The organism is Saprospiraceae bacterium, assembly GCA_016709995.1.
Classification (GTDB): Bacteria; Bacteroidota; Bacteroidia; order Chitinophagales; family Saprospiraceae; genus JADJLQ01.
The window spans coordinates 3,036,125-3,058,240 of sequence record JADJLQ010000001.1; the positions used below are offsets into that span (position 1 = coordinate 3,036,125).

General features: G+C 44.0%; 19 protein-coding genes. 15 read left to right on the forward strand and 4 right to left on the reverse strand.

The genetic code is table 11. The annotated features are described in order from the left end of the window. Positions 1-10 precede the first annotated feature (10 nt). Positions 11-631, reverse strand: a complete 621-nt coding sequence (locus IPJ09_12870; GenBank protein MBK7372309.1) for a DNA-3-methyladenine glycosylase 2 family protein — start codon at positions 629-631, stop codon at positions 11-13. Positions 632-686: 55 nt separating this feature from the next. Between IPJ09_12870 and IPJ09_12875 the strand changes: the two genes are divergently transcribed. Further along, on the forward strand, positions 687-2,318 hold the full coding sequence (locus tag IPJ09_12875) for a choice-of-anchor B family protein (protein ID MBK7372310.1): 1,632 nt from the start codon (positions 687-689) through the stop codon (positions 2,316-2,318). 100 nt (positions 2,319-2,418) lie between these two features. Here IPJ09_12875 and IPJ09_12880 read toward each other — a convergent pair whose 3' ends face one another. Both IPJ09_12880 and IPJ09_12885 read right to left on the reverse strand, forming a co-directional pair. Then, a complete protein-coding gene (locus IPJ09_12880) occupies positions 2,419-3,039 on the reverse strand; it encodes an FMN-binding negative transcriptional regulator (protein MBK7372311.1) in 621 nt (206 codons plus the stop codon). A gap of 51 nt (positions 3,040-3,090) precedes the next feature. After that, entirely contained in the window at positions 3,091-4,641 is a 1,551-nt protein-coding gene (locus IPJ09_12885; protein ID MBK7372312.1) for an ADP-ribosylglycohydrolase family protein, read from the reverse strand. A gap of 37 nt (positions 4,642-4,678) precedes the next feature. Between IPJ09_12885 and IPJ09_12890 the strand changes: the two genes are divergently transcribed. Further along, complete coding sequence (locus IPJ09_12890) at positions 4,679-5,290, forward strand: VOC family protein (GenBank protein MBK7372313.1); 612 nt, start codon at positions 4,679-4,681, stop codon at positions 5,288-5,290. Positions 5,291-5,309: 19 nt separating this feature from the next. On the opposite strand, the gene IPJ09_12895 is transcribed toward IPJ09_12890, so the two are convergent. Continuing rightward, positions 5,310-6,761 carry an alpha-L-fucosidase gene (locus tag IPJ09_12895; protein ID MBK7372314.1) on the reverse strand — a complete coding sequence of 484 codons (1,452 nt, stop codon included), beginning with the start codon at positions 6,759-6,761 and terminating at the stop codon, positions 5,310-5,312. 255 nt (positions 6,762-7,016) lie between these two features. Here IPJ09_12895 and IPJ09_12900 point away from each other — a divergent pair, with 255 nt between their 5' ends. From IPJ09_12900 to lhgO, 13 genes are all read left to right on the forward strand, one after another. Beyond that, positions 7,017-8,075, forward strand: coding sequence for a homocysteine S-methyltransferase family protein (locus tag IPJ09_12900; GenBank protein MBK7372315.1), 1,059 nt, complete (start codon positions 7,017-7,019; stop codon positions 8,073-8,075). Next, positions 8,072-10,765 (forward strand): methionine synthase, encoded by a 2,694-nt coding sequence (gene metH, locus IPJ09_12905; protein ID MBK7372316.1) that lies wholly within the window; start codon positions 8,072-8,074, stop codon positions 10,763-10,765. Before IPJ09_12900 ends, metH begins: the two co-directional genes overlap by 4 nt. 4 nt (positions 10,766-10,769) lie before the next feature. Then, the gene (locus IPJ09_12910) at positions 10,770-11,855 is read left to right on the forward strand and encodes a hypothetical protein (protein MBK7372317.1); all 1,086 of its coding nucleotides are present in this window, start codon (positions 10,770-10,772) and stop codon (positions 11,853-11,855) included. Between the two features lie 38 nt (positions 11,856-11,893). Then, positions 11,894-12,472 (forward strand): ArsR family transcriptional regulator, encoded by a 579-nt coding sequence (locus tag IPJ09_12915; GenBank protein ID MBK7372318.1) that lies wholly within the window; start codon positions 11,894-11,896, stop codon positions 12,470-12,472. Between the two features lie 5 nt (positions 12,473-12,477). Continuing rightward, on the forward strand, positions 12,478-13,011 hold the full coding sequence (locus IPJ09_12920) for a UpxY family transcription antiterminator (protein MBK7372319.1): 534 nt from the start codon (positions 12,478-12,480) through the stop codon (positions 13,009-13,011). Positions 13,012-13,086: 75 nt separating this feature from the next. Further along, complete coding sequence (locus tag IPJ09_12925; protein MBK7372320.1) at positions 13,087-13,218, forward strand: four helix bundle protein; 132 nt, start codon at positions 13,087-13,089, stop codon at positions 13,216-13,218. Continuing rightward, a complete protein-coding gene (locus tag IPJ09_12930; protein MBK7372321.1) occupies positions 13,219-14,532 on the forward strand; it encodes a UDP-glucose/GDP-mannose dehydrogenase family protein in 1,314 nt (437 codons plus the stop codon). A 19-nt stretch (positions 14,533-14,551) separates the two neighbouring features. After that, positions 14,552-15,673, forward strand: a complete 1,122-nt coding sequence (locus IPJ09_12935; GenBank protein ID MBK7372322.1) for a DegT/DnrJ/EryC1/StrS family aminotransferase — start codon at positions 14,552-14,554, stop codon at positions 15,671-15,673. A 229-nt stretch (positions 15,674-15,902) separates the two neighbouring features. After that, on the forward strand, positions 15,903-17,222 hold the full coding sequence (locus tag IPJ09_12940) for a hypothetical protein (GenBank protein MBK7372323.1): 1,320 nt from the start codon (positions 15,903-15,905) through the stop codon (positions 17,220-17,222). 18 nt (positions 17,223-17,240) lie between these two features. Continuing rightward, complete coding sequence (locus IPJ09_12945; GenBank protein MBK7372324.1) at positions 17,241-17,627, forward strand: endonuclease domain-containing protein; 387 nt, start codon at positions 17,241-17,243, stop codon at positions 17,625-17,627. Positions 17,628-18,332: 705 nt separating this feature from the next. Next, positions 18,333-19,625 carry a nucleotide sugar dehydrogenase gene (locus tag IPJ09_12950; protein ID MBK7372325.1) on the forward strand — a complete coding sequence of 431 codons (1,293 nt, stop codon included), beginning with the start codon at positions 18,333-18,335 and terminating at the stop codon, positions 19,623-19,625. Positions 19,626-19,640: 15 nt separating this feature from the next. Beyond that, the gene (locus IPJ09_12955) at positions 19,641-20,687 is read left to right on the forward strand and encodes a Gfo/Idh/MocA family oxidoreductase (GenBank protein ID MBK7372326.1); all 1,047 of its coding nucleotides are present in this window, start codon (positions 19,641-19,643) and stop codon (positions 20,685-20,687) included. A gap of 68 nt (positions 20,688-20,755) precedes the next feature. After that, positions 20,756-22,027 (forward strand): L-2-hydroxyglutarate oxidase, encoded by a 1,272-nt coding sequence (lhgO, locus tag IPJ09_12960; GenBank protein MBK7372327.1) that lies wholly within the window; start codon positions 20,756-20,758, stop codon positions 22,025-22,027. The last annotated feature ends 89 nt before the right edge of the window (positions 22,028-22,116 follow it).

A 22,116-nucleotide genomic window follows, 5' to 3' on the forward strand; every position in this document is an offset into this window, starting at 1 on the left:
TTTACATCCCCTACTTTCTAAATTGATCCTTCCACCTCCACAAATACATGCAGGCAATCGTCCGATAAGGCCGCCACTGCTCTGCAATGGCATGCATTTTTTGAACCAAGGGCTTGCCGGTTTCCTCCAGATTGTATAGCCGGACGATGCCTTGCTGAACACCCAGATCAAGTGCTGGGAATACATCGAGCTTGCCCATAGGGCTGATCATGGTCATTTGAACGGTCCAGGTACCGACTCCTTTGATTACCGTGAGTTTTTTGACCAGGTCATCTTCGTGTAGCCCATGCCAGTCGATGTCCTGGTTTTCCTTTTCCAGAAAAAACCGGGCGATATTGCGAACATAATCTGCCTTGGAGTAGGACAGACCCAGGCCACGCAAGGTTTCTGTCTTCATCCGGGTGAGCTTTTTTAAATCAAGTTTTTCCTCTTCAAACAGACTTAACAAACGTTTATGTATGACCGCAGCGGCTTTGATAGACAGCTGTTGGTAGACGATGGATTCGATCAGGGCATCGCTGAGAGGCGTCGGTGTGGTATTGAGTTTGGGGAAAGGTATTTCTTCAATCAAAGGCTGAAATACAGGATCTTTTGCTAAATGTCTGGTAATTTTAAGTTTTGAAATCGGCATGCGGTAAAGATACTAAACCGTCAAATTTGATTGTTTTGATTATAGAGTAGAACACATGAAACGTATAAATATAGTTTTAATTGGTTTTTTAAGCCTTTGGCTCACGAAAGCATCCAGCCAGGTTTTTGAGTATAAAACCACACGGCTAGCTCAATGGAATCAGGCAGGCACTGATTACAGCGATGTATGGGGATATGCTGCAGCCGGCAGAGAGTATGCCATCCTGGGAGGAGCTACTAAAATCTTTTTCTTCGATATCACCAACCCCTCTAATCCGACCCTGATCAAAGCATTTGGTCCTTACACTTCGACTGCCTGGCGCGAATTTAAGACCTATAGTCATTATGCCTATGCCGTGAGCGAGGTCGATCAAAGTGGTTTGAGGATATTTGACCTGCAGTATTTGCCGGATTCGGTGGTATTGGTCAATCAAACCAACCAGTTTTTCAACACCTGCCATATGCCTTTTATAGATGAAGCCAATGCTCGCTTGTATTGTGCCGGCACCAACACAAGAAGTAATGGGGTCATTGTATTGGATCTGTCACTGAAGCCGGATAGTCCTACTGTAGTTATCAATCAGGCATTGCCAAGATCTTACATCCACGATATCTATGTTCGCAACAATATTATGTATGCTTCGCATGGGGGCAATGGATTATCCATCTATAACTGTACCGGCAATGCCTGTGGCCCGGAGTTGGACCGGATCGTATTCGGAGGGTACAATCATAGCAGTTGGATGGATCCAGGAGGAAACTGGTTGATCAATGCGACAGAGACCGGGGGTAACCCCCTTCGAATGGTGCCATTGACCAGCGCTACCCATATGGAACCTGCCGGTGTGATCAAATTCAAATCACTTACCTTGCGCGAACAATACCCACAAGGCAACGCCGCTGATACAGCCAATATAGCCCACAACCCCTATTTTGTAGGCAACCTCATCTATTCTTCTTATTACACTGATGGAGTCCAGATTTTCGATGCCAGTGATCCTAACAATATTCATCGAATCGCTTATTTTGATACCGACAGATCTTCTACCTCCTACTCGCCGGTATTCAGAGGTTGCTGGGGAGTATACCCGTTTTTACCGTCAGGCAATATCCTGGCCAGTGATATTCAGTCAGGGCTTTGGGTCTTCCGACTCAATAATTCTGCTTTGGCCATCAAATCATTCAATCTGGATGGCGCAGTACAGCCTGATCAATCTATCCAATTAGACATCACCAGCGTCATCAATGTGCCCATCCTCACGATCGTATTGGAGAAAAGCAATGAAGGCAAATCCTTTACGGCCATCAAAGAAATCCTTCCACCGCAGCTTCTTCCCGCCAACCTTGCCTCCAATTTTACAGATTTCAAGACCACCAAAGACAATTATTATCGTTTAAAAATCACTTATGCGGATGGTTCGATTGATTATACCCAAATCCTTAAAATAAGTATTCCTCAGTTAAACTTTCGATCCTGGCCCAATCCACTCCAGGACAAATTATTTTTCTCCAGTCAATATCCTATCGAGCTCCTGACCATCATGAGTGTAGAGGGCAAAGTACTCAGTACCGCACGATTCCCAGCCTCTGGTATGAACCTACCCTCTAATCTGAGCAGCGGAGTCTACTTATTTAATTACCAATCTTTCAATGCCAATTGGACGGAAAAAATCGTGGTACAGAGATAGGACTACAAGCCTCCAGCCAGACCCCATTCAGAAATTTGTTGCGTGCTTCTACGCGTCTTGCGTGGCAATCAAAGTTGCGAAGCAACCAAAGCCATAAATTTTACCCATTTCTATACTTAACCATCTCTAATGCCAACGCATTAGCCAGCGGATCCTTACTCAACCTTAATTCCCGAATCACATTTTCAAAGTCAACATCGTTTCTATTTTGACTCAATTTAAAGGAAGCTTCTTTGCGTTCTATCTGTATCTCAAATGCGACGATCCCATTCATTTGTTGCTGTACCTGCTCGGGCATAGTGTCAAAGGAAACCGGATGGACAGAGTCTCGCTCATACTTATCAACTATGCGCCGCAAAGATTCTATCATTTCTTCTCCCTGGATGATGCGGATATGGCCACTGACTTGAGCACTCAGATAGTTCCAGGTAGGCACATTGGCCTGGCCATACCAGGAAGATGAAATATAATGATGTATTGGTGATAGAAAGGTAGCCAATACTTTGGGTGCCTTTTCAAACACCTGCCATTGAGGATTGCCCTTGGAGATATGTCCCCAAAGCACTTGTTGGCCTTTCGCATTTATTTCTAATTCCAAAGGTATATGAGTAGCCAATGGGTAAATGTCTCCAGTAGAGATTAAAGTCGCAAAACTATTGGCCCGAATAAACGCGTCGATCGTGTCCGGATCAGAGACTTTAAAATAAGAGGGAGTATGCATAGAGTATCCTTATTGCTTTTGGTGAATAAAATAGTCTGGATACTGAATGCCTTAATTTTTCTTAGGCACTTTGCCAAACTGATACACATTTTCAATTGGAGCATATGTGTCAGTGTAAACTATGTATTCTGAAATCCTCACATCATATTTTGGATCTTTATTGAGCAATCGCAACTGTACCTGGTGGCTCCCTTTTGGCAGCTGATACTTCCAATAGATTTCATGCCTTCTTTCTTTAAAATCTGCCGGAAGTAGGACCGTTTCTGTAGTGCCCTGATCAAGGGTAGTGAGCAATTGAGCAGTGTATTTATCTGATTTGCCATCCCAATTGGTGACATAACCTTTGATGACAATACCTACGCCTTCAAAAAGAAGACTCAAAGTATCTTCCAGTACCTTACCCAGGTAAGTCTTGCTGGCAGGGAAAGTATGATCAAACGACTGCTCATAAGCTACCGGCATAGGTTTTTGTACTTTGATGGTGATCTTTTCGCCTTCTACTTTGCCGCCATTGGCCAATATATTTTCCAGGGCATGTTTCATACTCAGTGCATAGGTCTTGTTAAGAGAAATGTCCGTATAAGCAAAGTTGAGATCTTCCGCGCCTTCCAGACCCTGCATCCAGTATTCGGGTATTTTTCTGTATCCCAGGATGGTCCCCAGGATGCCGGCGGCAGAAGATGGATTGCAGTCTGCATCTTGGCCACAGCGGGTAGTGATCTCGATGGTCTGGGTAAAATCGCCTTTGCCGTACAATAATCCGATGACTACATAGGCAGAATTGATGGTGGCATCTATATTAAATGGCGCATATACTCCATCCGGGCACCCGATATCTTCAGACCATTTATCCTGTACTTCCAGCCAGGTCCTTTTCCAATCCGTAGGATATAATTTGTGCCACTTAAGTACATCACTGATCACCTGGTAATATTTTGATTTTACAGGGATAGATTTTAAAGCTTGCTGAATGATGTATGGAATATCCGATGAAAAGAAGGCTTGCGCATATAGATTGGCGATAAAGACCCCACCATACCAGCCATCTCCATAGTTCATGATATGACCTACCCTATCGCTGATCTCATTGGCTGCGAGTGGCATACCTGGTGACATCAATCCTGCAAAGTCGGCTTCTATCTGATAATCAATACAATCTGCATGAGGATTATTGATCCAATGACCGGACATCGGAGGGTTGATCCCATTCAATATATTGTACCTGGCTGCCTGGTTGGCATGCCAGAGCTTATACCCTTTATGTGCAAATGCTTGTGCGAATGCATCAGGCGTAGCCTTCAACCCATCCCGCTCCAGGACCTCTACCCAGGTAAGATCCATATACAGGTCATCGTACAAACCATCGTTGTGCGTCATCATCTCGGCCACATAACCTTTGTACCACGGGATCGGATGATAAGTCTGGATCATGGTACCGTTGTACCGAAACTCTACCGGCCCACCAAAGGTGACTCCAATGGTCTGACCTGCCCAGCCACCTTTGATCTTATCGAGGAGCGTGGATGTAGAGATAATATTTTGGCTATGGGATTCTATTGAAAAATATAGAATGATCAAAGCCGGCATATATTTAAGCTTCATAGTTTAAATATAGGTAGTTTGTTTTTAATCCATACATATGATAGACCATATTATCCTCGGTTGTAAAGAGATAGATGAAGGCATTCAATTTATCTATCAAAAAACTTCAGTGATGCCTCAAAAGGGTGGCCGGCACCCTCAATGGGGGACACAAAATGCCTTACTGTCCCTTGGCCAAAACAGCTATCTGGAAGTCATGGCACCTATACCCGGACAAGCCACCAACTATCCTTTTGACTCCCTTCCAGACTTTTCCACACCAAAATGGCTCACCTGGGCAGCCCGGACTGAGGATATCCTGGCTGTCAAAACTACCCTGGACGCTATGAATATGAAACATAGTGATATTATACCAGGTGCCCGAATAAAACCGGATGGGCAAACACTTCGATGGAAACTGTTATTCCCTGAAAATAATTATTCAGGCGTATTTCCCTTTTTTATAGAATGGGAATCAAAATCCTTACACCCTGCGCTTACTAGCCCCATTGGTCTGAGTTTGATGACATGGCATCTGGGGCATCCCGAATTCAGTAAGATTAATGCCTGTTTTATCCAATTAAAAGTGGGCCTTCATTGTACTGAAAGCGTTCAACCAAAGCTTCAGGGTTTATTTCAGGTTGGACAAAATAATGCAGTGTGGATTTGAACTTAAGCCTGGGGAACACTCACTTGATTTTGTAGAGTCCGATTTCGCTCATACACAATTCGACAGGAGCCTCCAGGCTGATTCTGATTCTGTCCGTAGTGATAGGGGATGTCAAAGGGATCAATCTATTGGCACCGACCGATTTTACTTCTGCTAACGGTACCCATTCACCATTTACCAAATACGCTACTTGGACTTGCTCTACCCGTTGACCGAGTTTTATATTTTCGCGGAGTTGAATCAAATCGAATGTCGTAGTCTTAGGTAGTTGGATATCCAGGCTTGCCGTATGTACTCCATCTTTAGTCGCCCAATAGCTATAGCGGTCACCATCCATCAGCAAGGAGGTATTGAATGACTTACCTCTGGTATTGGAAGCTTTGATCCTTGCTCCCAGGATCAGGTTGGTTTTAAATGTGTTCTTCAGTTTGTTGCCAAACTCACCCAGGATCTGCACATCATTAGTATGCAACAGGCCGTCGGTGGTGGGTGCCAATCCAAGGTCCAGGCAAGCCCCTCTGCCCACACTTTTTAGGTAAAGTTCGAAAAGCTGATCGACTGACTTTTCTTTGCCATCCTGTTCGGGATGATAGAACCATCCCGGCCTCAAGGGTACATCACATTCTGCCGGGATCCAATGGTCACCGTGGCGGGTGCCTTCGCTGCTGGTCCGGGTATTGACATTGCCAGGCACGGCCTTTGGTCCTGATTCGGGGACCGGATTGAAAGTAGCCCAGTGCGTCTCAGCCGCATAACCTTTTTCATTGCCAACCCACCGCACATCCCATCCAATGTCACTAAAGATATTGGCGGACGGCTGCATCTTTCTCGTCAGGTCGTTCCAGGTATGTTCCCAATCATAATATACAGTATTGTCGATTTTTCGTTTTTCCCGGGCCCCACCGTAATACCCATCACCCCCATTGGCTCCATCATGCCAGCTCATGAACAAAGTTCCGTAGCGGCTGTACAATTCCTTGAGTTGGTTGCGATAAGTCTCCAGGTAGTCAGGGGTACCATATTGAGCATTGTTACGATCCCAGGGCGAACAATAAATGCCAAACTTTAATCCCGCCTTTCTGCATGCTTGCTCTACCTCCTTGACCATATCCCCCTCGCCGTTTTTCCAGGGGCTTTTACTGATATTATAAGAGGTAGTCTGGGTAGGCCACAGGCAAAACCCATCATGGTGTTTGGCTACCAGGATCAAACCCTTTAAGCCTCCTGATTTGGCAGCGCCGACTATTTGGTCTGCATCGAAATGCGCAGGATTAAAAACAGCAGGATCAGCGTCCCCATAACCCCATTCCTTATTTTCAAAGGTAGTAGGGGTAAAATGAATCAGCCCATATACTTCCGTCTCCTGCCACGCCAGCTGTCTTTCGCTCGGAAGTGCTCCATAGGGTTGAAGCGGTTTTGGCTTGAGTACCAGGGCAGGTATGAGAAGCAGGATAAAAAGAATTACTTGCATGGCTTGCACATTAGTTTAACTATGAAACTTAAAGGTAGTGATATCATGCAGGAAGGACTACCAGACTATCAAATTTTAAATTCACTTTATAGGTTAATACTTTTGTTTGTCCAAAAGACCAGGATTATTGATTCGTTACACAGGTAAGTTCCTAAAATTTCCTGTTAATATCGACTGCCGTTTTAAAGCACCTTGTCTATGGCGGTGTTTAAGAGAAAAGAATAGTGCTAAGTATGTAACTTTGCACCCAATTTTATGAATACATCCATCTATGATATAGTCAAAAATCGAATCCTAATATTGGATGGTGCTATGGGTACCATGATTCAGCGCTATGATCTTACAGAAAATGATTTTAGAAACGATCGGTTAAAAGATCACCCAGGGTCACTCAAAGGCAATAATGATCTGCTCTGTATCACCCGACCGGATGTGATCAAGGAGATACATGCTCAATATTTTGATGCTGGTGCCGATATCATAGAGACCAACACCTTCGGTGGCACTACGGTAGCCCAGGCAGATTACCACCTGGAGTCATGGGTCTATGAGATCAATTATGAAGGCGCTAAAATAGCCAGGGAAGTGGCAGACGCTTATACTTTAAAGCAACCGGACAAACCCCGGTTTGTAGCAGGCTCCATGGGACCTACCACCAAATTGGCCTCCATGTCCCCGGAAGTAGGCAATCCTGGTTATCGTGCGATCACCTTTGATCAGCTGGTGGTCGCATTTAAAGAGCAAGCGACCGGATTGATCGATGGAGGCGTGGACCTCTTATTGATTGAGACGATCACCGATACCTTAAATGCCAAAGCAGCCTTATTTGCTATTCAGGAGATTTTCGAAGAAAGAGAAATCGAATTGCCCATTATGATCTCAGGTACGATCACCGATGCCAGTGGCCGGATTTTGTCCGGTCAGACTGCAGAAGCTTTCCTCGTATCTGTATCACATATGCCTTTATTCAGCATAGGATTCAATTGCGCTTTGGGTGCCTCGGCTTTGAGACCATACCTCCAGGTGCTGGATGAGAAAGCTACCTGTTTGGTCAGCGCCCACCCCAATGCTGGCCTCCCCAACGAAATGGGAGCCTATGACCAAACCCCGCAGGAAATGGCGGATCAAATCGAAGAATATCTCAAATTGGGCCTGATCAATATAGTTGGTGGATGTTGTGGATCTACCCCGGATCATATCCGCAAGATTGCAGAGAAAGCTTCCAGGTATGTCCCACGATCCATAGAAAAAGAAGCGGTTGAGTCCGAATCTTCCTTTCAACCGCAACTACAACCCTCAGCAAGCATCGGATGAGCGGATTACATCATTTAAAACTGAGTGGGCTCGAAAGCCTCGAAGTCACTCCTCAAAGTAATTTTATCAATATCGGCGAACGGACGAATGTCACAGGCTCAGCCAAATTTCTCAAACTCATCAAAGAAGATAAATATGATGATGCCCTCGCGGTAGCACTCGACCAGGTACGGGGAGGAGCTCAGGTGATCGATGTCAATATGGACGAAGGCATGCTGGACTCCAAAGAAGCAATGGTCAAATTTCTTAACCTGATGGCTTCTGAACCCGAGATTGCAGTCATTCCAGTCATGGTGGATTCCTCCAAGTGGGAGGTGATCGAAGCCGGCCTGAAATGTCTCCAGGGAAAAAGCATCGTCAACTCCATTTCGCTCAAAGCCGGTGAAGAAGAATTTATTCGCCAGGCTAAGCTGGTCAAAAAATATGGCGCAGCCACTGTAGTCATGGCTTTCGACGAGCTCGGCCAGGCCGATACTTACCAAAGAAGAATCGACATCTGCCAACGCGCTTACGATATATTGGTACGCCAGGTCAAATTTTCTCCAGAAGACATCATTTTCGACCCAAATATTTTTCCCGTAGCTACCGGCATCGAAGAACACCGGAATTATGCGGTTGATTTTTTCCGTGCGACCCAGTGGATCAAAGAAAACTTGCCCTACGCCCATGTAAGCGGAGGTGTGAGCAATGTCTCCTTCAGTTTTAGAGGCAATCAAAAAGTACGTGAAGCCATGCACTCCGCATTTTTATATCACGCGATCAAAGCAGGCATGGATATGGGCATCGTCAATCCCGCCATGCTGGAAGTATATGACGAAATCGACAAGGACCTGCTGGAGTATGTCGAAGATGTTTTGCTCAACCGCCGCGAAGACTCTACGGAAAGATTGCTCGAATATGCTGAATCTGTCAAAGGAGGGGTAAAGAAAAAAGAAGTCGAAGATGTATGGCGCAAAGGCACCGTGGAGGATCGTATCACACATGCCCTGGTCAAGGGCATCATTGACTTCATCGATGCCGATACTGAAGAAGCTCGCCTGAAATATAATAAGCCTTTGGATGTGATCGAAGGCCCTCTGATGGCAGGCATGAATGTTGTGGGCGACTTGTTTGGTTCAGGCAAAATGTTTTTACCTCAAGTCGTCAAGTCTGCCCGGGTCATGAAAAAATCAGTGGCCTACCTCACGCCTTACCTCGAAGAAGAAAAAAAGCGGTCGGGCACCTCGGGCCATGCTGCAGCAAAAATACTGATGGCTACTGTCAAAGGAGATGTGCATGACATTGGAAAAAATATCGTTGGAGTAGTACTTGCTTGTAACAATTATGATATCGTAGACCTCGGCGTGATGGTGCCATGTGACAAAATCCTGGATACTGCATTGGAACAAAAAGTAGACATCATCGGACTCAGTGGCTTGATCACGCCTTCACTGGATGAAATGGTTTTCGTAGCCAAAGAGATGCAGCGACGCAATATTCAGATCCCTTTATTGATCGGCGGCGCTACTACCTCCCGCATTCATACTGCCGTCAAGATCGAACCACAGTATAACCGCGCACCTGTCGTGCATGTCCTGGATGCTTCCCGCAGTGTAGCAGTAGTCAGTTCACTTCTGACTAAAGATGAAGTCAATCGTGATATTTTCATCCTGGGCATCAAAGCAGAATATGAAGCCATGCGCGTCGCAAGAGAAAAGAGAGAAGCCGGCAAAGCATTCGTCAGTCTCGCACGCGCACGCGACCAAAAAATAGTCATTGACTGGAACAATTATACCCCGCCGACTCCTGCCTGGTTAGGTATACAAACCATCAAAAATCCATCGTTAAGGGAGATTGGTAAATATATTGACTGGACGCCTTTTTTCCAGTCCTGGCAGCTGGCAGGAAAATATCCCGCTATCCTGACAGACCCGATAGTGGGTGTAGAAGCTACAAAACTCTTTCAGGACGCCCAGGAGTTATTGACCACGATCATTGAAGAAGAATGGATCACTGCAGAAGCCATCATTGGATTGTTTCCAGCCAATAGTGTAGGCGACGATATCGAAATCTACCATCCTGATTCTGGTGAGCTGATGACCGTCAGTCACCATCTTCGCCAGCAAAGAGAAAAATCTGCAGGACTACCTTACCTCTGCCTGGCTGATTTTATAGCTCCTAAAAGCACCGGACTTAAAGACTACCTGGGTGCTTTTATAGTGACAGCGGGGGTAGGGCTCGACGAAAGAGCCAAGACCCTCGAGGCAAATCATGACGATTATAATGCCATTTTATTAAAAGCGTTGGGTGATAGATTGGCTGAGGCATTTACCGAATATCTCCATTACAAAGTAAGGACTCAATATTGGGCTTACTCCCATGAATCTTTGTCCAATGACGAACTAATCGCAGAGAAATATCAAGGCATCAGACCAGCTCCGGGATATCCTGCCTGCCCGGATCATACGGAGAAAGCCATGTTGTTTGACTTATTACACGCGAGTGAGCACATCAATGTGATGCTGACAGAGAGCCTGGCCATGTATCCTGCCTCTTCAGTCAGTGGATGGTATTTTAGTCATCCTCAGGCCAGGTACTTTGGATTGGGCAATATCGCCAAAGACCAGGTCGAGGATTATACTAAGCGAAAAAATCAGGATCTTAGCGTGACCGAAAAATGGCTGGCCCCGGTGCTCAGCTATGATATATAATATTATGAGTGAAGAAAATATGCAGCATATCCATCCTGGTGAAGACGATTTTAGTCTCAAAGACCTGATCAATAAAGGATTGGAATACTTCTTTTTGCTTTGGCGGCATAAATGGCTGATCCTGTTTATTGGTTTGCTGGGAGCTGGCGCCCTTTATTTGAAAGCTTACCTCACCCCTACTACGTATAGTGCTCCTTTAACTTTTGCGCTTAATGAAGGAGATGGCAATAGCAGTATGGGAGCCATTTCAGGTCTTTTGGGCCAATTTGGTCTGGGGGGAAACACCAGTGGCAAGGTATCCATGGACAAAATCGTGGCCCTGTCCAAATCGATGCGTATCGTCAACAAAGCGTTATTTGACAAAACCACAGTGAATGGAAAAGAAGATTTCATCGCCAACCATATCATTGACCTGTATAAAATGGACGAAAAATGGGCTAAGTACAATCCGGCTTACAAAGGCTTTAGATTCAAATCAGACTCATTAGATACATTTACCCTGGATGAAAATTCCGCCCTCAAAGGCATATACTGGTTTACAGTAGGTGGGCTCAAGCCCGGCCTGGTCACTTGTAATTATGATAATGAAAGCACCATCTTTACCCTGGACTCCAAGACGGAAAATGATGCCCTTTCCCTTGCCTTGACGGAAAACATATTTAATAGGTTATCAAGGTTTTATGTGCAACAATCCAGCGACAAACAAAAACAGACTTTCGACCTCGTCAAAGCAAAAGCTGACTCCCTGTTCAATGCCTGGACTTCCTCAGAATATGCCGTAGGTAAAATGGACCAGACCCAGGGGGCGCTGTGGGCACCGCAGGACAGGACCAATAAAAATATTCGCTCCAAGCAGTCATTAATGTATGCCACTGCTTACACAGAAGCTCTTAAAAATCTGGAGATTGCCGATTATGCTTTAAAAAACAGCACCCCATTTATCAGAGAAATAGACAAGCCATTTTTTCCTTTGGATGCAATGGGCGCTAACAGACTGAGACAGAGTATCATAGGATTTATACTGGGTTGTGCCCTTGCCGGGGCTTGGGTGATCGGCAAAAATATAGTGCTCAAAGCTTTAAAAAGCTGATTTTATGTGGTAAATTTGAGTACTAAAACTACTCAATTTTGATTGAGGCCCTAATTTCTTCAAAAACACGTATAAAATTATTGCTCAAGTTTTTCTTGAATGGCAATACTACCTCCTATTTGCGCGGACTGGAGTCAGAGTTTGGCGAATCTACCAATGCCATACGCCTGGAGCTCAATAAGATGGAAGAAGCTGGCATGCTGGAATCTTTTCTTGAAGGAAATAAAAAGTATTTTAAAGCTAACCATAAGTATCCCCTCTATCATGAGATACACAGTATATTACTCAAATATATTGGTATAGACCAGGTCCTCGACAATGTATTGAGTCGATTGGGTCAGCTGGAAAAGGCTTTTCTGACAGGCACCTTTGCTGAGGGCAGGGACAGCGGGGTCATCGATCTCATTCTAATCGGCAAGCTTGATAAGTCTTACCTGATCAATCTGATAGAAAAAGCTGAAAAATTAATCAAACGAAAGGTCCGGTATGTGATCTATGAGGAAGAATCTGAGCTGGATGTTTGGCGTCATACCTTTGAACATGAGCCATTCCTTATATGGTCATCCAAGGTATTACCTATTTCAGTTCAATCCAAACCTTTAAAAGAAATCAACTGATGGGTTTGGCCGCCGCGACATATCAAAATGATCTAACGGTAGACACCGCTAAATGGTTTGCAGTATTGACACGAGTCAAAGCAGAAAAATCCGTTTGTCAAACTTTAACTACGGCTGGCATTACCAATTATGTGCCTTTACAGAGAGTCACACGTATATATACCAGGAAAAGAAGGACAAGTATGGTCCCTTTGATCTATCGTTACATCTTCGTTCATATCAAAAAAAACGAATATGTAAGGGTACTGGAAACACCAAATGTGGAAGGTTTCGTCCGATTTAATAAACAGATCATTTCCATTCCCGATCAGGAAATAGAATGGTTGCAACGGGTCACAGGAGAAGTCAATGATATCACCCTTGAAAATCAGCCTTTTAGTGAAGGTGATGCCGTCGAGGTGGTTTTGGGTAACCTGACCGGTTTAAAAGGAAAATTAATCGAATCTTTGAGTAAACACGAGTTGCTCATTGAGTTAGATCATATAGGATTTGGTCTAAGGATTCAGATCGATCCAAGCCATTTGCGCAAATTGAGGTAAGAGACTCATTCTGTGCAATTTAAATTTATTTACGCGATAGTCATTGCGACATATCGACGGCGAAGCCATGCGAAAATGGGCCTGATTCTCACTATTCTCAAAAAAGAAAGGTTGGTCATCGCCGGGCAATTAAAAAGGTCATCCGGATCTGTAGTCGCTAACATCGCCAAAGGGCCTGTCAATGAACAAACAATCCACCATCAATAAATGAATATCGCAGTAGTAGGTACAGGATATGTAGGTCTGGTCACCGGCACCTGTTTTGCAGAAATGGGCAACCATGTGACCTGTGTCGACATAGATGCACATAAAGTCACCACCCTCCAGGAAGGGCAAATACCGATTTATGAACCTGGACTCGACACCTTGTTTGAGCGCAATACCCGCCAACATCGCTTACGTTTTACCACTGATCTACAAGCTGCGATACAATCAGCAGAGATCATATTTCTGGCGTTGCCTACTCCCCCAGGTGGGGATGGATCCGCTGACCTCAGTTTTATCCTTAAAGTGGCAGAGGACCTGAGTTCCATGATCGAAGATTATAAGATCATTGTCAATAAAAGTACGGTACCTGTAGGGACAGCGGAGAAAGTGGCGGCCGTATTAGCGGCAAAACTGGATGCCTCCCTATTTGATGTGATATCCAATCCGGAGTTTTTGCGAGAAGGAGTCGCCGTAGACGACTTTATGAAGCCTGACCGCGTGGTGATAGGAAGTTCCAGCCCCAGGGCGATAGAAAAAATGAAACACTTATACGAGCCATTTGTAAGACAAGGTAATCCAATCTATATCATGGACGAACGATCCTCCGAGATGACCAAATATGCCGCTAACGCTTACCTGGCCACCCGCATCACCTTTATGAATGAGATCGCCAACCTTTGCGAACGAACCGGAGCTGATGTAGATATGGTGCGCAAAGGAATGGGCAGTGACAACAGAATTGGCAAACGATTTTTGTTTCCGGGGATTGGCTATGGGGGAAGCTGTTTCCCAAAAGATGTCAAAGCCCTCATCCATACAGCCAAAGAGCATGATTATGAATTTAAAATCCTGCAGATGGTGGTGGGGCTCAATGAAGACCAAAAACAAAGCCTGATTCGCAAAGTCGATCAGTTTTTTAACCAGGATCTGAATGGTAAAAAAATAGTTATTTGGGGTCTTGCATTCAAACCAAACACCGATGATATCCGCGATGCACCATCTATCACCATGATCGATGAATTATTATCCAGAGGCGCCAAGGTGTCCGTATTTGACCCTGAGGCTACAGAAAATATTCGCAAAATCTATGGCGAAAAAATCAATTACGGCATAGATGAATATGCTATACTACATGAAGCCAATGCGCTGCTCATTGCGACGGAGTGGAGCTTGTTCCGTTCTCCTGATTTTAATAAGATAAAATCCCTGATGAAGCAATGTATCATCTTCGATGGCAGAAATTTGTATGAATTGGATGATATTCCAGCTGGCTTTCACTATGAAAGCATTGGAAGAAAAACAGTACCAGCCTAACCTCCAAAATCGCTATACTATGCAAATGGTAGATCTTAAATCACAATACCTTCGAATAAAACCAGAGATCGATGCCGCCATACATCGGGTACTGGATCATGGTCAGTATATCAATGGTCCGGAAGTAAAAGAAATACAACAAGCTTTAGAGGCTTATCATGGCGATACGACCCATGTTATACCCTGCGCCAACGGTACGGATGCCCTTCAGATAGCCTTGATGGCACTTGACTGCAAACCCGGTGATGAGATCATCGTACCGGCATTTACCTATGTTGCTACCGCTGAAGTGATTGGTCTGTTGCATCTGACTCCGGTGATGATCGATGTAGATTATCAAAGTTTTTTGAGCACCCCGGAGCTGATTGAAGCAGCCATAACTTCTAAGACGAAAGCCATTGTGCCGGTTCATTTATATGGACAATGTGCTGATATGGAAGCTATCATGGAGCTTGCATCCAGGCACAGGTTATATGTGATTGAAGACAATGCACAAGCTATCGGTGCCGACCTTATTTATCAGGACGGTACGAGAAAAAAATCAGGCACTGCTGCGCACATTGGCTGTACTTCGTTTTTTCCATCTAAAAACCTCGGCTGTTATGGTGATGGTGGAGCGATTTTATGTCACGATACAGCGCTGGCAGAAAAAATCAGGATGATAGCCAACCACGGCCAACAAAAAAAATATTACCATGACCTGATCGGAGTCAATTCGAGACTGGACAGTATTCAGGCGGCGGTGTTAAATGTCAAAATAAAACATCTCGACAGTTATTGCCAGGCCAGGTATACAGTGGCACAGGCCTATTCTACTGCATTCCGCGAAGTTGCTTCATTGACCACGCCGTATGAAGTTCCACATTCTACCCACGTATATCATCAGTATACGCTCAAGGTGATCGATGGACGCAGAGATCAACTGGCGGAATATCTTTCATCTAAGGGGATACCCAATATGATCTATTATCCGGTTCCGCTGTATGATCAAAAAGCCTTTAGTGCTTTAAAGGGGAAGGTTGATTTTTTACCTGTGACGGATCGTTTGTGCAAAGAAGTGATCTCCCTGCCCATCCATACAGAGATGCAGGATGATGATTTGCACCGTATCATCGACACTGTCCTGAGTTTTTTTAAATAAAATTATGGCAAAGCTCTTCATTCATGATCACCCTATCACCGATGATGAGCTGGCATTGATCCGTGCAAAAAGATTTTTGAGTCTTAGCCCGCAGGATAGATAAGACAAATGTTAAGCCTGATTAGCTGTACTTTAATACTTTGAAAATCACACGATCTTCCTAAGGAAAGATTGATCATTAAGCCTCTTTTGGCTGTTGAATTAAAGAAAATTCATTCAATAGGTTAATGTGCTTATTACCATCCCCAGCTCATTCAGCCCTGAAATTCAATATACTTTTGAAATCCTGATGCAGGAATTTTTAGGCATTGATATTAAGTTTATTATTTCGCCTACGGCAAAAGATTATATTCTTTCCGCAGATGATATGAAGTCGGTCAAAATCATCAATCACTTCTTTTCACAGATCACTGAATCCGCTGGATATTTTAAGCCCGGGTATTTACCCAGAGCCATCCAGTATTGGTCAGATGCGACGCTGACTATTCAAGATCTTCCTGTTTTATATGGATTGCCCAGGCTGGAAGAAACTAATGAAGGCTATATACTCCAGGCGGACATTATTTCCTCTTCCTATTTTATGCTTAGCCGATGGGAAGAAGTCATCGATACTCAATTGGACATTCATCTAAGAGTACAGGGTAAAAACAGTATAGCCAATAAATACAATTTTCTGCATCGCCCTATTGTCAATGAATATGCAGATTTGCTGTGGACCCTCTTGGTAAAATCCGGTTACCGGGGTCAAAGAAAACTACATCAGTATCAGGCATTCGCTACCCACGATGTAGACCAGCCCTACCAATGGCCTGATTGGCACACAAGTCTTAAACACCTGGGCGGAGATCTCCTCAAGCGAAAAGATATATCCCTGGCTACCACCCATATTAAAAGTCTGTATGCAACCAAAGTAAAAGGCAAGTCAGACCCTTTTGACCAGCATCAATATCTACTTGATCTGGCATACAAATATCAGCACCAGGCATGTTTTAACTTCATCGTCAGCAACAGGTCCAAATTTGATCAGTCACTTTCCAGCTCAGACCCCAGGTTAAAAGCAATGATTGATTCTATTGAAACAGCAGGTCATCTCATCGGCTATCATCCGGGATACGAAGTATACCTTGATCAAAAAATATTCAATGAAGAGTTGGCCACTCTCCAACTATTGGTAAAGCAAAAAATCATGGCCGGCAGACAACATTATCTAAGATTTAAAGTGCCCGACACCTGGAGGCTCTGGGATCAGGCATCGATGGAATGGGAAAGCACCCTCGGATATGCCGATATTCCCGGATTTAGATGTGGCACCTGCTATACCTACACCGTCTTTGATTGCAAAGCAGGAAAAAAAATGAAAGTCAAAGAGAAGCCGTTGATCTTAATGGATGCTACGCTGATCTATTACCAGCGCAACTGGGACGCAGGCGACTTGCTTCAGCTCAAAAATGAATGTAAAAAACACGGCGGTGAATGGGTCACTATTGTTCATAATGATTTGGTCAAACATCCTGCATTGAAGGGATTGGAGGAATTGTTTTATGGGTGAGTTGAATCAATATTTCTAATGTCAAGTTTGTCACTTCATCAAAACGCTACTCAGCAGATATTTGAACATGCAAAATGGCTGAGGAATAATGTTACATTGACGGAAAGTATTTTATGGGAAGAAGTTAGAAATAAAAAGCTTGGAGTTAAATTTAGAAGACAGCACCCATTAGGAGCATACGTAGTAGATTTTTACTGTCACGAACTAAGGCTTGTTATTGAATTGGATGGAGAATATCACACTTCAGTTCATCAACAGGGTGTTGATCAGGAGAAGGATTTAGAATTATTGGGATCAGGGTGTACTGTATTGAGAATAAATGACAAAGAAGTACTAGAAAAACTCCCTGGTGTTATAGAATTACTGAAACTTACGGTATCAGACTTAAAGAAAAATATCATTTAGGTGAGGTATTTATTAAAAAAATTTATTCGCTAGAGCGTTGTTCCCCTTCAGGGGTCAGGGGTGTTAAACGATTTTGACTAACACTATGAATAAAGAATTAATACCTAGGCCCCTGACCCCTAAAGGGGAACCAAATTTTTTCCTAGATGTATCTATCCTTTGTGAATTATTTTTTTTGAATGGAATACTAAAGATCCAATTCGCCCGAATCGCCAGGAGCGTTGTTCCCCTTCAGGGGTCAGGGGTGACAACGATTTTGACTAAGGATTTATTCCTAGGCCCCTGACCCCTAAAGGGAAACCAAATTTTTTCCTAGATGTATCTATCATTTGTGAATTATTTTTTTTTGAATGGAATACTAAAGATCCAATTCGCCCGAATCGCCAGGAGCGTTGTTCCCCTTCAGGGGTCAGGGGTGACAACGATTTTGACTAACGCTTTGAATAAAGAATTAATACCCAGACCCCTGACCCCTAAAGGGGAACCGGATTTTTCCAAAATGAAGCTATTTTTTCTTGAATGGAATACTAAAGATCCAATTCGCCCTAATCGCCAGGAGCGTTGTTCCCCTTCAGGGGTCAGGGGTGTTAAACGATTTTGACTAACACTATGAATGAATAAAGATTTAGAAGGATTTATTCCTAGGCCCCTGACCCCTAAAGGGAAACCAAATCTTGCATAATGTTATAAGTAAGCTCACCACCTTTGTTCGAACAAATAAAATCTAAACAATCCTCCATCGGCATTATAGGCCTTGGGTATGTCGGACTCCCACTCGCACTTGAATTTGCCAAAAAATACAAAGTATTGGGATTCGATATTAATGCGGACCGCATCTCTATGATGCGACGACATATAGATCCATCCAATGAGCTGGATACTACCGCTTTTGAGGGTAGTGATATTGAATTTTCAGATCACCTGGATGATCTAAAAAAATGTTCTGTCTATATAGTGGCTGTTCCGACAGATATCGATGAAAATAAAGTGCCTAATCTTAAACCATTATTGTCAGCTTCCGCGACCGTGGGTCAGGTCATCAAGCCTGGTGATTATGTGATCTTTGAATCTACCGTCTATCCCGGATGTACCGAAGACGATTGTATCCCGATCATCGAAAATCTTTCAGGATTGACCTTTGGTAAAGATTTTAAGGCTGGCTATTCTCCGGAGCGCATCAACCCGGGTGACAAGTCCAGAACCTTGACTTCTATCTTAAAAATCGTATCCGGTTCTGATCCGGAAGCGCTTGAAAATATCTCTTCGCTTTATGGGTCCATCATTACTGCCGGCCTATATCGGGCAGAGAGCATCAAAGTAGCCGAAGCGGCCAAGGTCATAGAAAATACGCAACGCGACCTCAACATCTCCCTGATGAATGAGCTTTCCATCATCTTTGATCAGATGGACATTGATACCCATGAAGTGATAGAAGCTGCCGCGACCAAATGGAATTTTATCAAACTTTACCCGGGCCTCGTCGGTGGTCATTGTATAGGGGTAGATCCTTATTATCTTTTACACAAAGCCAAAGAGTTGGGAATAGATCCACAGGTGATCGCCAGCGGCCGACGCATCAATGATGGCATGCCTGCTCATATAGCCAAAAAACTGGTTCAGAAATTAATAGCCCATAGGAAGAATCCTGGCGAAGCCAGGGTGTTGATCATGGGTGTTACTTTTAAAGAAAATGTATCCGATATACGCAATTCGAAAGTAGTGGACCTGATCAGGGAATTAAAAGATTATTCCATCAGGGTAGATATCGCTGATCCCAATGTCAATGCCGAAGAATTCAACCATGAGTATGGCCTGAAGATATTATCGCAAGTCAATGGACCATACGATGCCGTGATCATAGCGGTTGCTCACCAGGACTTCAAATCCCTGGACAAAACTTATTTTGATCAGATCCTGACCGGGGATCACCCGATATTATTTGATCTGAAAGGCATCTATTACAACTTAAAGGATCAGTATGATTATTGGCGATTATAAATTATTCTGAGCTTGATGGATACGCCTTTGTATAAATATATTCTGGTCGGTTGTGGCGCCATCGCTCCGAGGCATATTCGGGAGATCCTGCGCACCGGCACTCTCACAGCCGTATGTGATACAGATCCGGAGAGATTATCTGAATATATGACCATGTATCATATCCCCGGGTATGCCTCTTTCGACACACTGATGTCTGCCGGTTTGACTGCTGACATCGTAGTCCTTTGTACCCCTAATGGATATCATGCCAGTCAAAGTATCCAGGCTATGCAACAAGGATATCATGTCATTTGCGAAAAACCAATGGCCTTGAAGAGTAAGGATGCGGCACTCATGCTAGCCGTGGCCAAACAAACGAATAAATCTTTGTCCATCGTCAAACAAAATAGATTTAATGGCCCCATCCTGCAGTTGCAGCAATGGATAGCTTCCGGCGCCTCAGGACAAGTATACTCCCTATCCATGAATTGTCTGTGGAACCGGGACACTCATTATTATACCTCTTCCACCTGGCGAGGTACCAAAGAACTGGATGGAGGCATCTTGTACACCCAGTTTAGTCATTATATAGATTTTTTGTACTGGATCTTTGGCGAAGTAATAGAGATAAAAAGCTTGGCCTCCAATGTCTGTCACAGAGAGATCATCGATTTTGACGACCAGGGAGTAGCCATCCTGCGCTTTGAATCCGGAGTGTTGGGGACTATCCATTACAGCATCAATGCTTTTGAAAAAAATATGGAATCCTCACTAACTGTCCTGGCCGAACATGGCTCCATCCGAATCGGTGGACTGTCAGCCAATACGATTGAGTATCAGCATAAATCAGGCTCAGCTTTTTCTATCCCCGATACCACCACTCATATCAATCAATACCCCAATTACGCCGGATCCGTTTCCAATCATCATTTTGTATATGATCAGGTATTGAATGGTTTGCAAAGCAATGTCTATAATGTACAAAGTGCCTACGAAGCTATGAAGACGGTGGAGTTGATTGAAAGGATTTATGCGTTGTCCCCCCTGCCTACCGGACAGGCAGGCTTCGGAGGGAGTTAGGGAGTGGAAATAACAGAAAATGTCACCCATACTTAGAATTTATTTCTCAAGCCTAGATTCATAACAAATTGTCCTCAGTAATCATCATCGGTGGCGGCATCGTAGGCCTCGCAACAGCCTACCAGCTCCAATTACTTGATCCTGGCATTAAAGTAACTGTCCTCGAAAAGGAATCAGAAGTAGCAGCCCATCAAACCAGTCACAATAGTGGAGTCATTCACTCCGGCATTTATTACAAACCCGGCAGCGAGAAAGCGCTCAACTGCACCAGGGGCTACCAAATGATGCTGGATTTTTGTGATCAACAGGACATCCCTTATAAAAAATGCGGTAAGGTCATCGTGGCTACCAACCAGGCGGAACTTCCGGCATTAAAAAAGATATTTGACAGAGGTGTGGCAAATGGTCTACAAGGTCTCACCATCATCAACCCGGAGCAATTAAAAGAGATCGAACCCCAGGCTACCGGAGCACAGGCCATCTGGGTCCCACAGGCTGGAATCATCAGTTATCAAAAGGTGGCATTAAAATTAAAATCTCTTGTACTGGCTCAAGGCGGCGAGATTTTGACCCAACATGCAGTGAGGTCTATCAGTGCATCGAATAGTGAATGGGTCGTCTCTACCACCCAGGGTGATCTACAATCTAACTATCTTGTTTCCTGTGCAGGACTGCAATCTGATAGGCTAGCCCGGATGACCCACCCCGACTTTGATTTAAAAATTCTTCCTTTCCGTGGGGAATATTATTACCTCAAACCGGAAGCTTATCACCTCGTCAACACCATGATTTATCCCGTACCCAATCCCAATTTCCCGTTTTTGGGTGTCCATTTTACCAGTCATATTAGTGGAAGCGTAGAGGCCGGACCCAATGCGGTCTGGGCACTGGGTCGAGAAGCCTATCGAGGTGCTCCAGTCAATCTCAAAGACGCTGCGGAGACCCTTGCATACCCTGGATTCAGAAAGATAGCAATGAAGTATTGGAAAGATGGTTTGTACGAGATGTACCGTTCCTTTTCGAAAGCAGCTTTTGTCCGGGCTTTACAAAAACTAGTGCCTTCTATTACTGCGGAAGATTTGATACCAGGTGGCTCAGGTGTACGCGCGCAGGCGTGCGATCGGCAAGGCAATCTGATAGATGATTTTTTATTTCTAGAAGGTAAAAACCTACTACATGTGGTTAATGCACCTTCCCCGGCAGCTACTTCGAGTTTGAGTATTGGCCGCAGTATAGCAGAGAAAATTTTAATTACCCAATTTGAAAAAAACAAAAAAATTTTTTTTATAAAATTTTATGGGAAAATACAAAAAAAAATATTTAAAACAAGGAAGAAATAAATTTGTTGTTAGTTTTAAAATTTGAATTAAAAAAAAAAAAAAACCCCCTTTTTTTGAAACGGAGAGAATTTATTCGCCTAATGCTAAAA